Annotated in this window: 13 protein-coding genes; all 13 read right to left on the bottom strand. The window is 35.7% G+C overall.

What is annotated here, in order from left to right; genetic code table 11:
- Window positions 1–69: 69 nt before the first annotated feature.
- The 13 genes from DFQ02_RS09420 to DFQ02_RS09360 all read right to left on the bottom strand — a co-directional run bounded on the left by DFQ02_RS09420 (window position 70) and on the right by DFQ02_RS09360 (window position 21,174).
- Window positions 70–1,506, bottom strand: a complete 1,437-nt coding sequence (locus DFQ02_RS09420) for a sulfatase (protein ID WP_220340256.1) — start codon at window positions 1,504–1,506, stop codon at window positions 70–72.
- Complete coding sequence (locus DFQ02_RS09415) at window positions 1,496–4,246, bottom strand: alpha-L-rhamnosidase (protein ID WP_116524180.1); 2,751 nt, start codon at window positions 4,244–4,246, stop codon at window positions 1,496–1,498. The genes DFQ02_RS09420 and DFQ02_RS09415 overlap by 11 nt, the downstream gene beginning before the upstream one ends.
- Before the next feature lie 61 nt (window positions 4,247–4,307).
- Window positions 4,308–5,471 carry a glycoside hydrolase family 88 protein gene (locus DFQ02_RS09410; RefSeq protein WP_116524179.1) on the bottom strand — a complete coding sequence of 388 codons (1,164 nt, stop codon included), beginning with the start codon at window positions 5,469–5,471 and terminating at the stop codon, window positions 4,308–4,310.
- 37 nt (window positions 5,472–5,508) lie between these two features.
- A complete protein-coding gene (locus DFQ02_RS09405) occupies window positions 5,509–7,296 on the bottom strand; it encodes an amidohydrolase family protein (RefSeq protein ID WP_116524178.1) in 1,788 nt (595 codons plus the stop codon).
- A 12-nt stretch (window positions 7,297–7,308) separates the two neighbouring features.
- A complete protein-coding gene (locus DFQ02_RS09400; RefSeq protein WP_116524177.1) occupies window positions 7,309–8,397 on the bottom strand; it encodes a PKD domain-containing protein in 1,089 nt (362 codons plus the stop codon).
- A 3-nt stretch (window positions 8,398–8,400) separates the two neighbouring features.
- Window positions 8,401–9,951 (bottom strand): sulfatase, encoded by a 1,551-nt coding sequence (locus DFQ02_RS09395; RefSeq protein WP_116524176.1) that lies wholly within the window; start codon window positions 9,949–9,951, stop codon window positions 8,401–8,403.
- Window positions 9,948–11,942, bottom strand: coding sequence for a heparinase II/III domain-containing protein (locus tag DFQ02_RS09390; RefSeq protein ID WP_220340255.1), 1,995 nt, complete (start codon window positions 11,940–11,942; stop codon window positions 9,948–9,950). Before DFQ02_RS09390 ends, DFQ02_RS09395 begins: the two co-directional genes overlap by 4 nt.
- Before the next feature lies 1 nt (window position 11,943).
- Window positions 11,944–12,648, bottom strand: a complete 705-nt coding sequence (locus DFQ02_RS09385) for a 3-keto-disaccharide hydrolase (protein WP_116524175.1) — start codon at window positions 12,646–12,648, stop codon at window positions 11,944–11,946.
- Between the two features lie 14 nt (window positions 12,649–12,662).
- Window positions 12,663–15,023, bottom strand: coding sequence for an alpha-L-rhamnosidase-related protein (locus DFQ02_RS09380; RefSeq protein WP_116524174.1), 2,361 nt, complete (start codon window positions 15,021–15,023; stop codon window positions 12,663–12,665).
- Between the two features lie 20 nt (window positions 15,024–15,043).
- A complete protein-coding gene (locus DFQ02_RS09375; protein WP_116524173.1) occupies window positions 15,044–17,425 on the bottom strand; it encodes an alpha-L-rhamnosidase-related protein in 2,382 nt (793 codons plus the stop codon).
- Window positions 17,426–17,634: 209 nt separating this feature from the next.
- Window positions 17,635–17,856 (bottom strand): aldose epimerase family protein, encoded by a 222-nt coding sequence (locus DFQ02_RS15440; protein ID WP_116524342.1) that lies wholly within the window; start codon window positions 17,854–17,856, stop codon window positions 17,635–17,637.
- A gap of 68 nt (window positions 17,857–17,924) precedes the next feature.
- Window positions 17,925–18,197 (bottom strand): aldose epimerase family protein, encoded by a 273-nt coding sequence (locus DFQ02_RS15380; RefSeq protein ID WP_116524172.1) that lies wholly within the window; start codon window positions 18,195–18,197, stop codon window positions 17,925–17,927.
- A 214-nt stretch (window positions 18,198–18,411) separates the two neighbouring features.
- The gene (locus DFQ02_RS09360) at window positions 18,412–21,174 is read right to left on the bottom strand and encodes a family 78 glycoside hydrolase catalytic domain (protein WP_116524171.1); all 2,763 of its coding nucleotides are present in this window, start codon (window positions 21,172–21,174) and stop codon (window positions 18,412–18,414) included.
- Window positions 21,175–21,193 lie beyond the last annotated feature (19 nt).

Genomic DNA, 21,193 nt, shown 5'->3' with positions numbered 1-21,193 from the left:
AAAAAGAGGTACAAATATGAACAAACTAATTAGTGAAATATATTTTCGCATTATTAAAAATTATAATTATTACTTTTTATTTGATTTATTTGTCTCCGCTGCATTATAGGCCTTATGTCCTGTTGAATTTTCACCAAGTACTACATGGCATTCCTCAGGTATTTGTTGCCTGTGTAAAGCTATCTGCTCTTTATATTTAGAATTGTTTATTTGGTTGTACCATTCATGCGGGTCATCTTCGTGATTATAAAACTCTTCAGCTCCATTGTTATATTTTACATATCTATATTGTTCTGAAACAATAGCATAATTACCAGGTCCAAAACTTGTTCGGGCATAATGTGGCCAATTTAATTCATGATTCTTGAGTAATGGAACTAAAGAATTCCCTTCATGTAAACTATCTGGATTGAGTCCTATTAATGCTAATAATGTGGGATAAATATCTATAAGTTCTACCGGCTTGGAGCATTGACCAGGTTCAATTCCAGGACCAGCAATAATTAGTGGTATTTTGGTGCTGTCTTCCCAAATGCTACGTTTGGCGAAGCGCTCCTTTTCTCCCAGATGAAACCCGTGGTCGCTATACAAAACAATATAGGTATTGTTAGTATAACCTCCTGACTCAATGGCATCTAATATCCTGCCTATTTGAGCATCAACAAAGCTTACACAGGCTAAGTAGGATTGTACTAATGGTTTCCATTCATTGTTTTCAATAACCCATTGGTACATAGGGGCTATATGTTTTTTTCGTGTAATATCAATTCCATACTGTGGGATGTCCACTAAATCGTTAGGTATGGTCACAGGCAACTGAAGTGTTTCTATTGGATGCAGATCAAACCATTTCTTTGGAGCATATTGGGGTACATGTGGTCTAAAAAATCCAACACCTAGCCATAAGGCAGTATCGTATTGCTTTTGAAGTTGTTTTACAGCCCAATTAGCTATTTCATGGTCTGGCATTTGTTCATCGTTCTGGGGATAAACTCCCCAATCCCAAAGTTTATGTCCTTGAAACGCAGTTAATTTCTCTTTAGGATAAGGACCAAACCCACCAAAGTCACCACCATAATTTGGAACGTATTTTTCATTTACTCCATTTGCATTATGAAACAACTTTCCTGCACCTGTTACAAAATATCCTTCATCCTGAAATCTTAGTGGCATCAGTCGGTTATTTTTAGCCACCTCTGACTCTGCTAGGTCGGGATTTAAAAAATAAATTCCAGAAGTACTCGGATATAAAGAGGTCATTATGCTTACCCTTGAGGGGTTACATACTGGAGACTGACAGTGTGCATTCGTGAAAAGAACGCCTTGTTTAGCTAACCTATCAATATTTGGAGTTTTTGCCTGTGGATGTCCACCTAAACATCCTACCCAGTCATTTAAGTCATCAATTGATATGAGGATAATATTTGATTTTCTGGGTTGTTGCCCTATCACACTAAATGCAACCATTAAAAAACAAACAATAAATACCGACTTTTTACTTTGCATTTTTATATATAAATTGATAAGAACCACTATATATGTTATCCAAAATTAAGGTATTCCCTTCTATCCCGAACTTTGTGCTTTTTCCATTGAGTGTTACATCTTGGGAATTTTTACTAAATAATGGGATTTTGATTTTAGCACTTGTATTTGGTGGTATTCTAATATTGTAAACAAAATCACTTTCTACAAATTTCCAAGATGACTTAATTGTTCCATACTGCGATTCATAACTGCCTGAACCCTCTTTCAATTTTAAGTGAGGCATAGGCGCAAATAAAATCTTCTTATAGCCTGCTTCTAAAGGTGCAATTCCTGCAATGCGCTCGTACATCCATTGCCCAATTGCGCCATAGGCGTAATGATTAAATGATAAGGCTCTATCTGCAAAACCATTATCGTGCGTGTAACCATCCCAACGTTCCCACATTGTGGTAGCTCCTTGATTGATGCTATAAAACCACGAAGGATAGGTTTCTTTGAATAAAATTTCAAACAATTTATCAGTATGACCTGTCTTATCTAAAACTGGCGCTAGTAAAGGCGTGCCAATAAATCCTGTTCTTAGATGATTATCAGTTGCTTCTATTTCTTTTAGCAAATGATAAATAGCCTTATCTGCTTTTTCTTCTGATAAAATATCAAACCCTAAAGCCAATAAATAGCCTGTTTGTGTTGGTGTATAAGGTTGTTTTATTTGACCTTCATCATTAAAATATTCGTTTTCAAAAGCCATTGAAATGGAATCTAAAAGTTGCTCATAATACTTTTTATCTTCATTTAAACCTAGAATTTCAGCCGCTTTCATTGTCAACTTAACGGACTGCGCGTAAAATACCGTAGAAATTAATGTATTAGGCGTATCACCTCTTCTATCGTCTTTTTGTTGAGAATAGGGTTGCAACCAGTCGCCTACAGTAGACATATGGCTGATGTAATTTGTTGCTTCGGAAGTATGATAGGCACACCAACGTTTCATCATCTTATAATTATCTTCTAAAACACCTTTATCACCTGTTCTAAAATACAATTCCCAAGGCACAATAGTGCAGGCATCAGACCAACCTGCTTGTGCAAATTTCCCTGTAAAATTTGGAACAACAACAGGAATACCTCCATTAGCAAATTGCTCTTCTCTCATACTTGTCAACCAAGCTGACCAAAACGCGTGCGTATCTGATAAATACAATGAAGTTGGTATAAATACCTGTGCATCTCCTGTCCAACCCAAACGTTCACTTCGTTGTGGGCAATCTAAAGGCACATCAAAAAAGTTCCCTCTTAATCCCCATTGAATGTTGCTATGCAGTTGGTTGAGTTTAGAATTAGAGGATTTGAATTCACCTTCCATTTCAAAATCAGAATACTGAACTAATCCTGTTACCCAAGATTTTTCTGGTTTGAGAGCTGAATTAAATCCGCTTAACTCCACATAACGAAATCCGTGAAAGGTAAATGTAGGTTGCCAAGTAACTATTTTATCTTCTTTTGCGATGTAATAATCTATTGATTTTGCAGAACCTAAATTTTTTGTGAATAATTCACCCTTGGCATCCAACATTTCGCCATGTCTTAACTTAAGGGTGTCACCTTTTTTAACAGGCATGTTTAATTGCACAACTCCTACCATATTCTGACCAAAATCGAATAAAACTGAATTATCATCTTGTTGCATCATTTGAACAGGTTGCAACTCCATTTTATTTTTTAAAGGAGCTTGTTTTTTAGGAAATAGTTGAGTTTTTAGATTTATATCTTCGGTTTCAACAGTTTCCCAAGAACTGTCATCAAAATTAGGTTGACTCCAATTCAGCATTTCAAAGTTCGCATCATATACTTCGCCATCATACAATCCTGATGTTCGTATAGGCCCTTTTCTAGTAGCTTTCCAATTTTTATCTGAAATTATTGTTTTTACATTTCCTTTAAGGTCTTCAATTTCTAACTGACAAATTACTTGAGGAGGCGCAACTACAGTGTCCCATCTTCTTCTAGGTCCGAATCTTCCAGAATGCCATCCTTCAGCGAGGATAATGCCTATGGAGTTTTTATCATTCTGTAAATTTTCAGTAACATCATAGGTTAGTGTTTCAATGCGTTTATGGTAAGGTGTCCAACCTGGTGTAAGCACATCATTACCAATTTTTTGCCCATTAATGTTTGCTTGAAACACCCCTTTTGAGGCAATATACAAGCGTGCTTTTTTTACTTCAGCATCTAATTTAAAATCGTTTCTTAAATATTGTGGTCTGAATAATCGTGTACCATATTGGGTAGTATTCCATTCTTCAGGGTCTGGTATTTTTATCCATTTGGCTTTCCAATTAGAATTAGATAATAAGCCCATTTCAATCTGAGCGGTTTCACTCCAATTTGATGGGTTATCATTTTCATCCCAATATTGAACTTGCCAAAAAACGTTTTGTCTTGATTTTAAGGGTTTTCCCTCGTATTTTACAAAAGTAGATTGATTTGAGGTGACCTTACCTGAATTCCAAATATCTGGTTGATTTGGTAACAATTCAGGTTTTGAAGCTACAACAATGGCATAAGCCATTTGTTTTTTAACGGTTGGAGCTAATTTCCATGAAAATGAAGGTGTAGCATCATAAAATCCCAAAGGATTTTGAAATCCTTCAGAAACTAGCAATTGTTCTGGAACTTGAACTGTATTTTTGGATATTCCATTACAACTTAAAAACAGACATTGCAATAATGCTATAAATATGATGTTAATTTTCATAGGTTTTTATGCTACTATATTTAAGATTTCATAGTTCTTTAATACTTTAATACTTTCAATTTTATTCTTCATTAATGTGTTTTAAACGTAAAAGCGCTTCTAAATAATAGTAATCTGCATAATTGATTGAAACATCAATCTCGCCATTTCTAGGAAAATTACCAACACTATGCTCTAATATAAATCCGCCATTTTTACCAAATTCAGAAAAGTAGGCATCCGAACTTAAAGACTTCAAAATATTTTCTGCCAACTCTTTATATGCTGTGTTTTTGGTATAGGTATACAGTTCTAAATATGCAGAAGCATAAACAGCAGCCGCAGAGGCGTCTTTATACATAATGTCTTTATCTTTCACATCAAAATCCCAAATTGGCACAAAATCTTCTGGTAAATTTGCTTTAACAAATGCAGCAATATTTTTGGCTTGCTCTAAATATTTAGGGTCTTTTGTGTAACGATAACACATGGTATAACCATACAATGCCCAAGACTGCCCTCTTGCCCAACTGCTTTCATTATGTAAACCTTGGTGTGTTAGTTTTTTAAATACAGACCCATCTTCTGGATTGTAATCTACCACGTGCCAAGTACTATAATCGTCTCTAAAATGATTTTTCAGTGTAGTATTGGCGTGATTAATAGCTATATGTTTATATTTATCATTTCCAGTTAAAATTGAAGCCTCAAATAGCATTTCTAAATTCAGCATATTGTCTATAATCACAGGAAACGTCCATCTGTCTTTACCAAAATCCCAACTTTTAATACAACCGACTACAGAGTCATATCGAGATATTAAGGATTCTGAAGCATCAATAACCACTTGTTTATAGGCTTCGTTTTTGGTTAATTTATACCCTTCACCAAAAGAACAATAAAACATAAAGCCTAAATCGTGGGTTGTATTGATATCTTTAGCATCAATAAATAGGTTTTGAAAATGGTGAGCGCCTTCTTTCCATTTTGCATCTTGCGTATGCTCATATAATTTCCAACAAGCACCAGGAAAGAACCCTTGCGTCCAATCCATTTTTCGTTTTGCCCAATCTATATTTCCGTGTTCATCAAGACTTCTTGGTATTTTATTTTCGGCATAGGATGCATCTAATAGCACCGAAAACTGATTTTCAGCTTTTTTTAAGGTTGCATCGACATCAAAATCTTGATTTTTACAGGAACTCAATCCTGCTAAAACTGTCAATACTATAATTAGTTTCTTCATTTTATATTTTTTCAATCATTTATCTATTGTTTGTTTTTTATTCCGTTTTTATTGATTTTTTTAAAGCGTAAATATCGTTTCTAATGTCATTCAACTCTCCCACAATTAAGTAATAATCAAACTCATACACCGTATTTTTATTCAATGTTGCAGGATGGATTGGAGCCATATACGAAGTTGCACTGTCGTTTGCTTCGTAACCTGGGTCTTTAGCCATACCTGCTAAAAAGTTAGTACATTTTGGAGAATACACTCCTATTCCCCATAAATCATCATTTACAAAAGCCATCCAACTTTCGGTAACCATATTGTTTTTGTATTTGCCCCAAAAACCACTTCGTAAATTTATCACTTTTGGATTACTCAAAGGCGCTCCCGTAAATGGCTTATCGCCAAAATAAGAATACAAATTATTTAAAGCTGATATTGGATACACTGCTGGCAACTCTTGATTATGGGTTTTCCCTTCGCCATAAATAGTATCTGTCCGGTGGCAAGTTAACTTATTCTGAACTTTAATAACATGACCTTCTAAAGTTGTCCATTGTTCCATAATGGCTTCTGCTGCTTTGTTTTTCATATCCCAAAGCATAGGAATACATTTTACATACAGCGTGTTTCCTTCTTGTTTGTACTCTAGAATTTCTGCTCTATTTCGATAACAATCACCAACTTGAATGGGATTCCAAGACCAAGGAGACCAAGCTCGTTTTTGTCCTTCACTTTGTCTATTAATAATCTTGCCTCCATAATACGATTGCTGAATGTATCTACCTTCGTCATGAACGTTTACAATATTTCTATCCACGTCTGATTTAGAAATATAAGCAATAGCTCCTCCTCTTCTTAAATCTAATTTTAAACGAAGTTCATTATTACTCAACTCCATAAAAGTGGGAATGGTAGGATTTATCAATCCATAAGCCTTTCTAACATTATTAAAAAACAATTGTTCCTCGCTCAAATCGTTTCGAGATTTACAATATGCTTCTAAAATTTGAACTGCATTATTGTAGGTTCCTCGTAAACTTGACAAAGGCCAATTGCTACCAAATAGCACTCGATTTGGACCAAAAGCCTTGTGATTAGCATCTAATAAAGGTTTGTAATATTTTAGTTTTTTAGGAGCTTTATTTTTTCCAGAAAGGGTATAAAGCGCAGAAATCTTCATAAATACATTTGGAAAGGATGCCACTTCTTGAAGTGCTTTTTTGTAATTTTCTTCATTTTGCAATACGCCATTTTTTAATTTTCCCCCTCCAAAATGATTGACTACAATAGGCATGTTTGGGTATTGTTTAGCGATGGTTTCTACATGTTTTAACCCATTAATTTCAAGCACTAAATTACGTTTGTCTAATTCTTTTAATTGTTTTAATACTTCAGGATTTGAAAAATCCAATCCCTTATATCTTGGACGAACGCCTCTAAACTTGGTATTCTTTTTTAAAGAATCTAAATCACTTATAAAATTAGCATCCAAAGGATTTAAATTCACTGTAAAACCGAGTATATGCTTTGATTCGTTAGCTATTTGAGATAGCCAAAAGTTATCTTCCCTTCTGGTACTTGCTTCAACAAGATATGCATAGTTAAACCCTGATGAATTGGCTACCTCTAAAAAGTCTTTTTCTAAATGCGGACGAAATAGCTCTGGGTTGGTATCTTTATTTTGTTTGTTTAAAAAAGTAAAACTACTGTCTCGATTAATATCGTAAAGGTGAATATGTGCATCTATTCGAGCAGTATTGTTTTGACCAAAAGCGGATACGACAAACGCCAAAAGCGAAAGAAAAATTACATATACTTTTAAATTAAACGTCATAAAACATTATATCTATTTTGTAACCACATCCCAAACTTTAGAACGTATGGATTTACCGTTTTTATTTTCTACTGTGAGTACCACAGTCCAGTGGTCTGCAGAATTATATTGATGAACCGGATTTTGTTCATTAGAAGTTGTTCCATCTCCAAAATCCCAAGTCCACTTTTCAACGTCACCCACAGATTCATCTTTAAAAGCAAAAACACGTCTTTCTCTATTTACCTCAACAAAAGACCAATTGGCTTGAAGTTCAGGTGCAAATTCCTCAATCAGTGGCATTAATCTAAACGCATTCATAAAATCGGCATCATGAATCATATTAATATTATGCGAAAGACTTGTAAAATCCTTTCTTTCTTTGTTATCATTATCATAATCGATAACACTCCAAGACATAGCAATAATTTCATTTTCTTTAAGCGTTGAAATAGCGGAACGATTGATACCCTCAATAGCGGCATAATCGAATGGTGTAATCCAAAATTCCATTTTAAGTGCTCCAGATTTACCCTGTTTTAAATTATGCTGATAAGCAGCATTGGCATAAGGAAAGTCTTTAATCCAAGGCGTATTACCCCAAACCATGGCCCAGTCCTTATTTACGGCAGGCATAAAAACATGATAGTTTTGAGCATGCGCTCCATGACCTCTAAAGTGCAATTCTTCGATAGGAATATATTTTTTGTTGGCGTTCCATTTTTTTATAAAATTACCACCAGAAACATCGGCGTCAACGACCAATTCAAAAATATCCTGTTTAATATCAAGTTGTTCAAATTCCCAGAAATCATCAAAAACCTCAACATAAAAATACAATCGGTTCAAGTCTTTTACCCACCCTACTTTGACTGAAATATCTAAATCGGTTGCATCCAGATTAAAACCATTGCCATTGATAGCTTCCTTCATTTGGTCTAAGCCAATGGCATAGGTGTCTGGAACCAGATTCCAGTCGGAAAAGTCACCATCTATTCGAGGCATTTTGTGTTGTGGAAATTGAAAAATGGGGTAAATCGTATCTCGAGTGGATTGGGCATTACATGTAATAAAACCCAAACCAAAAACCACTACTGATACAAAACAAAACAGTGTACGCATTTCCTAATTTTTAGTTCTATCAATTCTCTTTGCTACTCGTAAACCACCCTTTTGAATACCTACAGTTTCAGGATGGTATTTTTCTGGTTCGAATGCAGGATTTACAATTGGTAAAACAGCATTAGAATCTTGTAGATGCGCTTCAATTATGGCATCTAATTGTTTTACTTTTTCTGGATACTTTCCTGCAAGATTGTGTACTTCTCCAATATCTTGCTTTAAGTTATATAAAAAGTATTGATGAGCAAAATCTTTTCCGTTATGAAACACTCTTATGAGCTTCCATTCACCTTCATGAACTGAAGCCGATGGCGGTAACCAATTTGGTATTTTTGGTTGATGCGGAAAATAGGTAATGATTGGCCCTCTATTTTGGTTTTCGCCCTGTAATGCTTTTGTAATATCTACACCATCAATTTTATGTTTTTTAGGGAATTGGATTCCTAATTGATTCAATATTGTTGGATAAAAATCGGTGGATTGAATCATCACATCTGATGTTGTTCCTGCTTGTGTAATTTTTGGCCATGCCACAATACAAGGCACTCTTGTACCGCCTTCATAAATGGTGGCTTTACCTCCTCGTAAAGGACGATTGCTTGTGGGTTCTGTAATGAATTCTTCTCCTGATTGCGTTGTTTCTCGGATTCCATTATACATGTTTCCTCCATTATCACTAAAGAAAACAAAAGCAGTTCTGTCGCTAATACCTAACCTGTCTATTTCATCTAATAATCGACCTACAGCTTGGTCTAGAGAATGTACCATAGCTGCGTAGGTTGGCGAATGTTGTAAGTCTGTAAAATCTATTTTAGACTGATAATATTTAATCAAACTTTCCTTAGCATCAAAAGGAGCATGCACCGAAAATTGCCAATAATTCATGAAAAATGGCTCGTTCAAATCAATGGAACGTAACCAGTTTATAGCTTCATCTGCCATTCTATCTTCAATGTGTTCATTTTCATAATTCGCCTTAAACTTTGGATATTTCCAAGGTGCTACAAAACTACCTGCTGGTCCAGGTCCTGGCCAGTGTGGGATATCTACATCGAATCCATGTTGAAGAGGTGTGTAAGGTTCTTTACCTAAATGCCATTTACCAAAATGAGCCGTATTGTAACCATGAGCCTTTAATAATTTACCAAGTGTTGGAATAATAGTATCCAGTCTTGTAACAGGTTGGCAGGCAACTGATTTAGAATCTGGAGCCGCTTTTGGAGGTACGGATGCTTTTAATTGTACTTTAGGTTGATGTGCAGCAGGTGAGGTAATTCCCGTTCTTGCGGGTGTTTGCCCTGTTAAAATACTGGCTCTTGTTGGAGAACATAAGGGACTAGCAGCATATGCACGAGTAAACGTTACGCCACGAGCAGCCAATCGTTCTAAATTTGGTGTTTCGTATAGTTTTGTTTTGCCATATAATGTTACATCTGCCCAACCCAAATCATCGGCCAAAATAAACACTACATTCATTTTTTTGTTGTCAGTTTCTTGTGCTTTAACAACAATAAACATGAAACTCAATACTAAAACAGTTATTATTTTTTTCATTTGGTCTTTTTAATTTGAAACGTATACTCGCCTTCTTTTTGCAATGACTTTGCAGTAAGAGTAAGCCTGTAAATAGTTGCCCCCCAAACACCACTCAACTTTTTCTCATTGAGCGGAATAGATTCTAAAGCGATCGAGAATTCTTGTTCATTATAAAATAAGTCTATTTTTTCTTTTTCAATTTGAATTGAAACTTTGCCTGGATTATCTATATTAACTTTACCCCATGTCATAAAATTTAATTGATTGGGGGCTAGTGTTTCGGATAATGAAAATTTATCCTTTATAGTTAGCCCATCTTTTTTTAGTTGATAGTTACGTATCCATGACGTAACCTCAGCACTTTCTGGATATGCTTTAGAAATATCCGTAGTAAATGTCTTTTTATTTTTATTAAAACGTGTGTTGGTAGCTTTAAAAATTGCTCCTGGACTTTGTGCAACGCCATTAATCATTGGCACATTGTGATAATTACTTTGCATGGTCCAAATAGTATAACGATCTGGCCCAAAGGTTTTGGCGGTATAAGAACCTACTCCTGTATCAATAAATATGGGTGTGGCATTTACATAAAACATAAATGACCCAACATCATTATGGTTATGATTTTCTTGATTATACCCTCCTTTTGTAGCCAGAAAAAGACCTTCCTCATTACTCATAAAACAGTATTCTGTTTTAGGATACCAAGAATATTCAGGAGTTTTAAAAACAGGTGTTGTATCTTCTAGTACTTTAGATATGGTTGCATTTCTTAAAGCTCTATCAATATCTCTATTGTAAGCAATGTTTATCTCAGGGTTTTCTTTTTTCAGATAAGCAGCAAATTGCATCATATCTTGACTTGCCACCGCTTTACCAAAACCATAAACAAAATAAGGATTTCCTTTTGACTTTGCCGAGGCATCTGAAAAATTAACGACCCAACCTTTGCCAACATTAGCTCGATAAACATATTCTGCCATGGCTTTTATTTCAGGCTTATCAAAAATGGAAATTTTACCTGCTGTGAGTTTTTCTAATAATGACAAATAATCGTACATTTTTCCTGCAGCAACACCCCAATATCCAGGGCCTTCATCGCAAGCACCGTCTTTATCTTCGTTAATAAACATATCTACCGATTGCATAGACCGATACACTGCTTTTGCTAATTTGTCCTTATCATTTTCCATCAACATAAAACACTGCAATAAATTGGCATTACACCAAGGATTCCAATTGTTTACTTTTGGTTTTTTGTTTTCATAAGGAGGAAGTGCTGTCCACCAATAGTTCATATTCATATAAGGCTCTAAAATGCGCTTTTTTACTTCAAATTGAATACGATCTGAAATAAGTGGATTGACCTTATCAAACTCATTTTTAAAAAAATAATGTGCCCAAGATAACATAGCTCCAGTTTGCGAGGAATACAATCCAATTAAGTTTTCGTTTACATCGGGAAAATGGTTTTTAACTTCTTTGGACGAAATTTTAAAGTGAGCCGATAGTACCCAAGACGTCATTTCGCAATTCATAAATATACCATCAATGATCTGATCTAAAAAACGTCCTTTTCCTTCTGCTAATTCAGCTAAAATTAAAGCGCTTATCGCATCTTGATTATCAAAATATGGGTCTTGCATGGTTTGACGATTACCCGTTCTCGAATAATCGAGATAATCGGTTGCTTTAACCACTTGCCATTCGTAATCTAAATAAGCTTCTCCGTTTTCAATCAAGCTTACTTTATGACTTCCCAATAAATTGTCCCATGCTTCGCGATTGCTGTAGTCTGGATAAATTACCCATTTCTGATCCATCACTAACATTTCCTGCAACTCTTCAGGAGTACAAGATGCTACCAAAAAATCACGTTGTGCATATATTGAAAAATGAATAGAAAGAATTACTAAAAACAAAAAAATCAATGGTGTATTCATCGATTTAGCTTTAGCATTTTCAACTAAAGACTTTTGTTTATTTCTTGTTAAACAACTGGCATTCATCTTACAGTTCTCTGATTTTTAAATTTCTCCAATGAATAATACCTTGTTTCCCTCCATGAACCTGTAGACCGATAAAACCTGTTGGATATTCATTTTCTTCATCAATCCAATGTGCCGCAGGAATTCCATTTACCCAAGTTTTAAAAACATTTCCTACTACTTTAATGGTAAGTCTGTTCCAGCCACTTCTATCAATAGCATTCTTTAGTAGTCTATGTTCAGGGGCTTTTAATGGATAAAACCAACCACCACAATTTTGACCATAAATACCTCCAGACCAACCACGTCCTTTTTTTGCCAAATCTTCCATTTCGGCTTGTGGACCAATTACGGTATTTCTATCGGGGTCTTTTCGGATTCGAGAACGAATTTGAACACCTGAATTTCCATCAACTTCCCATTTCATTTCACAAGTAAAAATAAAATCTGTATACGTTTTATCGGTACATAAAAAAGTACTTGGTCCTGCACTACAAGTACCGACAATATCTCCATTGACGACCTCAAATTTCATAGTTCCTTGTTTGGGCGACCAGCCATTTAATGTTTCTCCATCAAACAACGATTTGAATTTTTTACTTTTTAACTTTGGCTCTTTATCTGTATTTAGTAGTTGTTTTTTATTTTTTTGATTATTCTGTGCTAAAGTGCTCAAACCAATTAGAATAGCACTACATAGAATAAAAATTTGTTGTTTGGTTCTCATAAGATTTTTTCACATTATTTATATACAGCTGTAAAATTCCAAGTTCCTTCCTCAACCTCAAATGAAATAAAATCAACATCTTCATCAATGAGACTTAGATTTTTTAACTTGGTTTTCAATTTCCCCTTTTTCCAAATTTCTTTACCATTTACCAAAATTTTTGAAATTGCTTTGTCTTCTTTAGGAATGTAAACTGTAGCTGTGGTTTTATCTGGAGAGATTAAATCTAGTTGATATTTGCTTGCTGTTTTATTAACTTCCATAGTGATGTCTCCTTTTACAGAAGGTACAACCTGCTTTACAGAAGTCATGTGCGCTAAATTTGGTTTTACCTCAAAGGTTTTCCAAGCAACACTTGTTGGTTTAATACCTGCAATGTATCTAGACAACACGTAGTTGGGAGCATTCCAAGCATGATTATAAGTACCCCTTAATTTTGGCAAAAACTTCTCATATAAAGTAGTTAGCCATTCCATATTTACTTGTTCTTCGTAACGCACTTTCATACGTTCTAAACCCTTGTCATATTGACCAGTAAGCATAATGGCTTCTTCTGCCATCCATTCCATATGCGGACTCGATTTTCGCACGGGTACTAAAACACTATCTACCAAAATATTGTAATGTTCTTTTTTGGCCAAACCACTAATCATGGCTAAAGCACTTGTACGTTCTTCAATGACCTTATCTTTACTACCATAACGGTTCCCTTGCCAATACTCGTTTTCAAAATTGGCCTTAATACTCTCTATTCTTGGATTTAACCATTCTAAATCCTGCTCTTTATCTAAAGTAGTCGCCATTTTTTTTGTGGCATTCAATGCCATGTAATACAAAATAACATTTACGGGAACTTGGTCTGGGTCTATCCCCCAATCAATCCAATTGGCATATCCCTTGCGATGTTCGGGTAACCCATTGGATTGCATTTCCCAGAGTTTTAAATACTTCAAAATGGCCGGATATGCATTTTCTAAAGTTTTTTTATCACCTGTATTGTAATAATACTGCCAAACAACTTGGTCTATAAATTGTAAACTTTGTCCTGTTAGCTCACTACTTTTACCTCGATAAGCACCAAAACCAGGCGCTAAGCCTTGTATGGTATCTCCCGCTCTATAAGCAATAGTATTGTCTATTCCTTTTTTTAAGAGTTGCTTCCCTGCATCATCAAGGGAATAAAAAATGGCACCTGTTTGGTCGGCCACATCGCCTATCCACAAACCACGTTCTCTATCTGGGCAGTCCATAAAACCATCTCTTGCACAAACATAAAGCGTATTTCTTGCCATCCACCACAGTCTTGAAAAGTAAGGGTCACTACATTCAAAATTACCAGTCATTTCTCCTACTCCGGTCCATCTGTATTTTAGTGCTAATACTTCCACTCCAGCAGGAATTGAATATTCTACAACATGTCCATTTATCCAAGAATAACTTTCAAATTCCTGTACACCATCCTTAGTGATAAAAGTTCCCTTAAGCATATTGAAGGGATTTTCCATATCTGCTACAATAGTTTTACCAGCTTTACTATTTACTTTTAAATAGGGCGTTATTTGCTTGTTAAAAGGCAATTTGGCACTAATAACGAGTAATGAATCCGTTGTGTTCTTAAAAGGTAAATTAATCTTCTCTTTATTCGATTTTAGTACAAGAGATTCGTAGTCTACCAAACCCCTATCATTCCATTGTGGAATGGCTCTTTTCACTAAAGTCCCCCAAGGTTTACCATTGGCAACACCTTTTAAAATGGGCTTATCCCAATTTTTATCATTATAATTGTTCGAGTACCAAGCATTATCTGTCCAATCACCTAAACTTTTTTGGGCATCAAATTTTACATTGTAAGCATTGACGCGATTGGCACTACCTCCTCCTCCTCCGCTTTTGGGGTCATACGCAGGGTGCACTTTCATTTTCCAAGTATCATCTGATTTTAAAACTTGCTGTCCAAAATCGGCATAAAATAACAAACCACCTTTACCACTATCGTCATGAACTTTTCGGGTTCTTCCCCAATACCACACTAAAATGGCAATAGTATTCTCTCCTTTTTTTAAATAAGATTTTAAATCAACCTCGTCGTAATAATTAGTATTTGGGGCAGCACCACGTGCTAAGCCTCCTTCAAACAATACCATTTCACCATTTACCCAAAGCCAATATTTGGTATCTACAGCAATATTTGCCAATGCGTTTTTAGGAATTTCTTTAAGGTTGAATTCTTTTCTAAAGGCTACCCAAGTATTAGCAGGTCCAGCTTCTTCTTGCCAAATCCATTTTGCATTCTCCCAGATAGGCGAATTTGCAATTGCTGAAATTGAAGTTAATAAAGCAAATAAAAATACGAATGTGCTTTTTTTTAGTTCCATGCTATTTTCTGAGAATCCATTTATTTGTACTCAGCATTTACACTCCATTCTCCTGAAGATAATTTAAATTTCAAAAATTGATCATCTTCACCAACATAACTTACACCTGCAATCCTCTTTTTTGCTTTCCCTTTTTTCCAAACTATTTTTCCGTTTATTTCAACTGAAGCAACTTGTTTTTCTGATGTAGGAATACCAATAATTGCATCAGTATTATTTGGTGATTCTAAGTTTAATTGATAAGAGCTATCTGATTCATTAATCCCAATAACAACATTACCCTTAACGGTTGGGATTGTTTTTTCTATCTTCTTAAAATGTACCATTGTTGGCATAATTTGAAATTCACTCCAAGCCACTTTAATTGGTTTTACACCTGCAACGTATTTGGATAATATGGTATTGGAACCATTCCAAGCATGATTGTAACTTCCTCCATCAGGAAACTTCTCGTAAAGCGTCGTCATATTCTTTTTATCAACTTGACTTTGATACATTTCTTTCATACGCTGCAAAGAGGCTTTTGGTCTGCCTGCTATAAACATGGCTTCTTCTGCCATCCATTCGAAATGCGGGCTAGAAAACCGGTTCGGAATTAACACATTGTCAACAATTTGATTGTAATATTCTGGGTTTGCAATACCTGATACAATAGCTATAGCATTGGCACGATCGTCTTTAAACTTTGCTGCATTACTACTGTAAAAACCATCTTTCCAAAATTCTTTTTCATAAGCCGATTTCATGGAAGTCATGCGCTCATCATACCATTGTATATGATCTTCTTTACCCAAAACTTCTGCCATTTTTTTAGCTTTTCTTAAAGCTAAATAGTAGAAAGCCATTTGTATCGGTTGCTCGTCTATAGTACCTTTTACGCCCCAATCCAACCAGTTCCAAGTATCTGGACTTTTACTTTTTCTATATTCTGGAAATCCATTGTCTCGCATTGGAAATAAATCCAAATACCTGTACAAATACGGATAAGCAATTTCAAGGGTTTCTTTATCACCTGTATTCAAGTAATATGGCCAAACCACTTGAGCAATAAACTGTAAACTTTGGCAAACCAACTCCCGAACTCGCAATGGGCCTAAAGCGCCAATGACATCATTCTCACTAAAATACACTGTTTGCAAAATGGCCTTTTTTAAAAGTTTACGCCCCGCATCATCCATAGCATAAAACAAATAGCCTGTTTGGTCTGCTACATCACCAATCCAAAGAGCACGTTCACGGTCTGGGCAATCCATAAAGTTATCGCGAGCACATACAAAAAGTGTATTGTTACCCATATCCCACAAGCGGTTGTAAAATGGGTCGTCTATTTGAAAATTACCCGCCATTTCACCTACACTCATCCATCGGTATTTTAACGCCTTTACTTTTACGCCTGCAGGAATGGTATATTGCACTTCATGGCCATTAAACCATGAGTAGCTTTCAAACTTTTGTAATCCGTCTTTGGCAATGTATGTAGCATGGATACTATTTCTATTATTATCGGTGGTGATAAAAATACTATCTCCTGCTTTGGCTTCAATTTCCAGATAAGGCGTTACCTGCTTATTGAATGGTAACCTCGCTTTTATAGTTGTACCATCACTAACAAAAGGGATTTTTAAATCTTCATGATTTGCATAATCCTGCAATCCATGATTGATTAAATGTGGCACTATATTTTTTTCAACATTATACCATGGAGCTACTCCTAATTTTCCTTTTTCTGAAGCGTCTGCCCAATTAGCATCGTTAAAACTTTGGCTGTACCAAGCTTGGTCTGTCCAATCATTTAATCCCTTTTGAGCATTAAACTTTACGCTATATTGAACTAGCATTCTGCTAGCAGGTTCAATGGTATTATCATAACCTGGATGTTGTAGAACCTTCCAAGTGCTATCAGAAACCAAGTGTTGATTTCCTATTTCTGAAGAAAATAATAAACCTCCTTTTCCACTGTCGATATGGGTTCCTTTGTGGGTTTCACGTCCCCAATACCACACCAAAACAGCAATGGTATTTTCTCCTTTTTTTAAATAAGGTTGAATGTTTAACGTTTCATACCAAGAGTTGGCTGGTGTTATTTTTTCTTTACGATTCCACTCACCAGCTTGACTTGGCCCACGAGATAAACCGCCTTCAAAAATTACCATGTCTCCATTGATCCAAAGCCAAAATTTACTATCTACTGAGATGTAAGCTTCAACGCTTTTAGGAATTTCGTCTAGTGTTACAGTCTTTCTAAAACTCATCCAAGTATTAGAAGGGCTGTCTTCTTGTTGCCAAATCCATTGGGCATTGTCCCAATTTGGATTATTAGCAAAAGCTGAAGAACTAATGGTTAAAAAAAAGACTATAATTGTGTTTATCAGAAATTGAATTGTTTTATGTGATGTTGACATTACTGATAGTTTGTGTTAAATACTTTCTTTGATTTAAAAACGGAAAATTAACCAAAGTTTACATTATAGTTATCCTGTAATGTCATGGACGAGAATGAAATTTTAACAAACCCTAACTACCCGTAATTTCAATAAACTTCCCAATTTCTTAATTTTATTAGAAATTAATCATGCTAATTATATTCAATTTAAAAATATCCCATACACAGCTAGTATTCGATAGAGAACTTAAAAACCGATTTACTTTGGTAAATTTCACCTGGATTCAGAATAATTGATGGAAATAATTCCTGATTTGGAGCATCGGGGAAATGTTGAGTTTCCAGCGCAAATGCTTCGCGATAGTTATGCCTATTACCATATTTACCTGTGTCGGAGCCGTTAAAGAAATTTCCACCATAGGATTGTAGACCTGGTTCTTCTGTGAAAATTTACATCTTTATTCCGTTTTTTGGTTCTACCACAACGGCGGCCAACATTATTCCTTCATTACTTTTATTCAACACAAAATTATGGCCGTATCCTTTCCTTTTTTAAGCTGTTCGTTGCTTTCTTGTAATGGCAAATCTTTACCAATTATATTTCCTTTTCTAAAATCGAATGGAGTACCTTCTACAAAAGCATTCTCTCCAAATGGAATTAGGATTTCGTCAACAGAGGTAAATCTATCGGCATTTATTTTAAGAATATGATTGTGTATAGTTCCAAAGGGCTTTCCTCCTAAATTGAAAAACGCATGGTTGCTAAGGTTGACAGGTGTTGATTGCGCCATTTTTTAAGAAATAAAGTCCAACATCTTTGCCATTGATAATAGTCTTAAAGTTTTCTGCTTGAAGATTGAAAAGAATATTTTTCTGACACTCCACCTTGTACGACCAAAACTAAAACAAATGCTACATATTAAAAAGATTCGATGTGTAGGATTCATTGTTTTATTTTCTTCTTTCTATTTGAACCAAACCAATTTTTTTGGAATAGTGTGAAAACTAAATTTTAACGATATAAGAATACATTCCACTTTTTACTTCCACTGTATTATTTGGCAACAGCACTTTAGCCCGACAATTTGTTGGAATCTCAATTTTGTATTCATAGGTTCCATCGTTTACCTTTTTCCACTCTGCTTTAATTGTACCATAAATTGAAATGTAACTTCCTTTGGCAAAATACATGGCTTTAATAAAATTTGGTTTTAAAATGATGCTTTGAAAACCTGGAGCTTCAGGGTCTGAATTGATGCCTACCATATGACGATAAAAGAAATTATCTACAGCACCCATAAAATGATGAATGTCTGAAGACTCAAATTTGTAACCTTCGGGTAGTGTAGTTGCCCCCTCTTTAATCATCCATCCAAACGATGGCCAGGTTTCATTAATCAAAACTTTGTGTATTAAATCGGCATAGCCATTTTTGGGTAAATATTCGTAAGCAGAGTGTACGGTAAACACCCCACCCCACAGATGATTGTCTTTATCGATAACTATATTGTCAACTACTTTCTTTTCTAACCGACTGCGATACTCTTCTGGTACAATGTTGTAGTTGAGAGCAAGAATATTAACCACCGGTAAAAACTCATCGAAATATTTTAAGCCTGCATACTCCACTTTCTCTTTGTCAAACGCCCATTTTTGGATACCGGTATAAATGCGTTCAACTTGTGTATGTAGTCGTTTTGCATCTTCACTTTTACCTAAAAGATCTGCCATATAGGCTAAGCGCTTTAATACGAGGTAAAAGTTCATAGAGGCAATCACCTCATTACCACCCGGTTTTCCTCTACCTTTATAAGTTTTATCATACGGAGGGCACCAATCGTTATATGCTTCTGAAAACATGCCATCCTTTTCAATCGAATTGTTATTTTTCCATGAAAAATCAACCCATAACATCATTTTGTCCCAATACTTTTCAAATAGCCGGGTATCGCCATAATAATTATACATGTACCATGGAATGTGTACTGCAGCTGAAGACCATAATGTTGAATTGCCGTTGCGGTAATGATTTGCTGGGGCGATAGCAGCCATTCCGCCTTTTTCATCCTGAGTGTCGAAAATATCGCGGGTAAATTTGGTCATGAGTGCAGCCAGATCATAATTGGCCATACCAAACTCCATGCCTGTAACGGCATCGCCAAGCCAGCCGTTTTTCTCACGATGGGGACAATCAGTTGGAATACTGTGTAAGTTGAATATTAGCGACTTTCTGCATATTTCGTGAACTGCATTTACCGTTTCATCAGACGATGTAAATTGTCCAACTTGAGGAACATCGGAATGCACATATTTTATTTCAACATCCTCCAAATCAAACTTCATTCCTTTAAAACCCTGAACCTGAAAATAACGAAAGCCTTTGTATGAGAATCGACATTCAGCAAACTCTTCAGCGTCTCCTTTACAGATGTAAGCCATTTGCTGCAGACGCCCAGGCTGTCCTGACGACAACGGATCTTCATGCTCACCAAAGAACACATTTACGCGTTGTCCCTTCTTTGCATTTTTAATGCGTAAGCGTACCCAGCCCGACATGTTAGTTCCGGCATCGAACCATTGTCCGTAACTTCCTTTGCCTGCTGTTTTAATGGGATGAAACGTTTTTGTAACCCTGATAGGCTGGCATAATTGAGCGACCAACTCTCCGCCCGGATGCGGTGCAGGATTAACGTTTTCCCAATCGCTATCGTCAAAGCCAGGCTCATTCCAGCCATTAATTTCTTTAGTAGCATCATAAATCTCTCCCATATGCGGACCGTCGTAAATAACAGGTCCTCCGGTAATTTTCCAGCTTAGATCACTGATTATATCCGTGACCGTACCATCATCATATTCCACTTTAATACGACATAACAATTTGGGCTGACCAACGTATCCGTTTTTCTTATAAAACCCCCAATGATCGATCGCTAACTGGCCATAAAACCCACGACCTAACATTACACCTGCAGTGTTTGTTCCATCTTGTAGGTTTTTGGTTATATCGTGAGTAGCATAAAGTATTGTTTTTCGGTAATCAGTCCACCCCGGATCAAGCACTGAGTTGCCTATGCGTTTTCCATTGACGTATAACTCATAGTATCCTATTCCGCTAATAAAGGCATGAGCTGATTTCACCTTTTTATCTATGTCAAAACTTTTGCGTAAAAGCGGTGCAGGATCGTGGGGTTTATCATGGTAAAAATGATAGCGCTCAAACATATTCATACGAGCACCAAAATAACTTGGCAATCGAAACTCGGCACACTGTTCTTCAATTTCCTTTTTACGCCACCATTCTTTTGTCCATTCGTCATTATCTCGCCAGGCAATCCATTGTGCACCTTTCCAATCAGCAGCATCAAAAAGTCCGGTTGTAAACGTTGCGGTTTCACTCCAATTTGAAGCCTGTTTGTTTTTATCCCAAACCATTACTTTCCAAAAGTACTTTGAGGCAGGTTTTAATGCCAATCCCTTGTATTCAACTTGGGTACTGGCAGAGCCTTTTATCTTTTTTGAGTCAAAAGCATCACCTTTATTACTTTTCAAATTTTCAATTGAGGTGGCTACCAGTAAACGATATGCAGTTTGATACTGTTCGGATTCATTGCTTTTGCATTTCCAGAAAAAACGTGGTTTCTTTACATCTACACCCTCTGGATTTTCTCTGTACTCTAATTTTAAATCGTAAGGTACGATTTGAGCAAATAATGTAAAAGGCAATACTAAAATGACTAATAATACTATTAATTTGTTAAAATAGTGCATAATTGTTTTTTATAATTGA

The sequence above is a fragment of the Seonamhaeicola aphaedonensis genome (genome assembly GCF_003386195.1).
Lineage (GTDB): Bacteria > Bacteroidota > Bacteroidia > Flavobacteriales > Flavobacteriaceae > Seonamhaeicola > Seonamhaeicola aphaedonensis.
This window is presented reverse-complemented; position numbering and strand designations above follow the sequence as displayed.

Coding starts and splice junctions, on each gene's coding strand:
- DFQ02_RS09420 (WP_220340256.1), bottom strand. CDS start 1,506: ATGCAAAGTAAAAAGTCGGTATTTATTGTTTGTTTTTTAATGGTTGCA.
- DFQ02_RS09415 (WP_116524180.1), bottom strand. CDS start 4,246: ATGAAAATTAACATCATATTTATAGCATTATTGCAATGTCTGTTTTTA.
- DFQ02_RS09410 (WP_116524179.1), bottom strand. CDS start 5,471: ATGAAGAAACTAATTATAGTATTGACAGTTTTAGCAGGATTGAGTTCC.
- DFQ02_RS09405 (WP_116524178.1), bottom strand. CDS start 7,296: ATGACGTTTAATTTAAAAGTATATGTAATTTTTCTTTCGCTTTTGGCG.
- DFQ02_RS09400 (WP_116524177.1), bottom strand. CDS start 8,397: ATGCGTACACTGTTTTGTTTTGTATCAGTAGTGGTTTTTGGTTTGGGT.
- DFQ02_RS09395 (WP_116524176.1), bottom strand. CDS start 9,951: ATGAAAAAAATAATAACTGTTTTAGTATTGAGTTTCATGTTTATTGTT.
- DFQ02_RS09390 (WP_220340255.1), bottom strand. CDS start 11,942: ATGAATGCCAGTTGTTTAACAAGAAATAAACAAAAGTCTTTAGTTGAA.
- DFQ02_RS09385 (WP_116524175.1), bottom strand. CDS start 12,648: ATGAGAACCAAACAACAAATTTTTATTCTATGTAGTGCTATTCTAATT.
- DFQ02_RS09380 (WP_116524174.1), bottom strand. CDS start 15,023: ATGGAACTAAAAAAAAGCACATTCGTATTTTTATTTGCTTTATTAACT.
- DFQ02_RS09375 (WP_116524173.1), bottom strand. CDS start 17,425: ATGTCAACATCACATAAAACAATTCAATTTCTGATAAACACAATTATA.
- DFQ02_RS15380 (WP_116524172.1), bottom strand. CDS start 18,197: ATGGCGCAATCAACACCTGTCAACCTTAGCAACCATGCGTTTTTCAAT.
- DFQ02_RS09360 (WP_116524171.1), bottom strand. CDS start 21,174: ATGCACTATTTTAACAAATTAATAGTATTATTAGTCATTTTAGTATTG.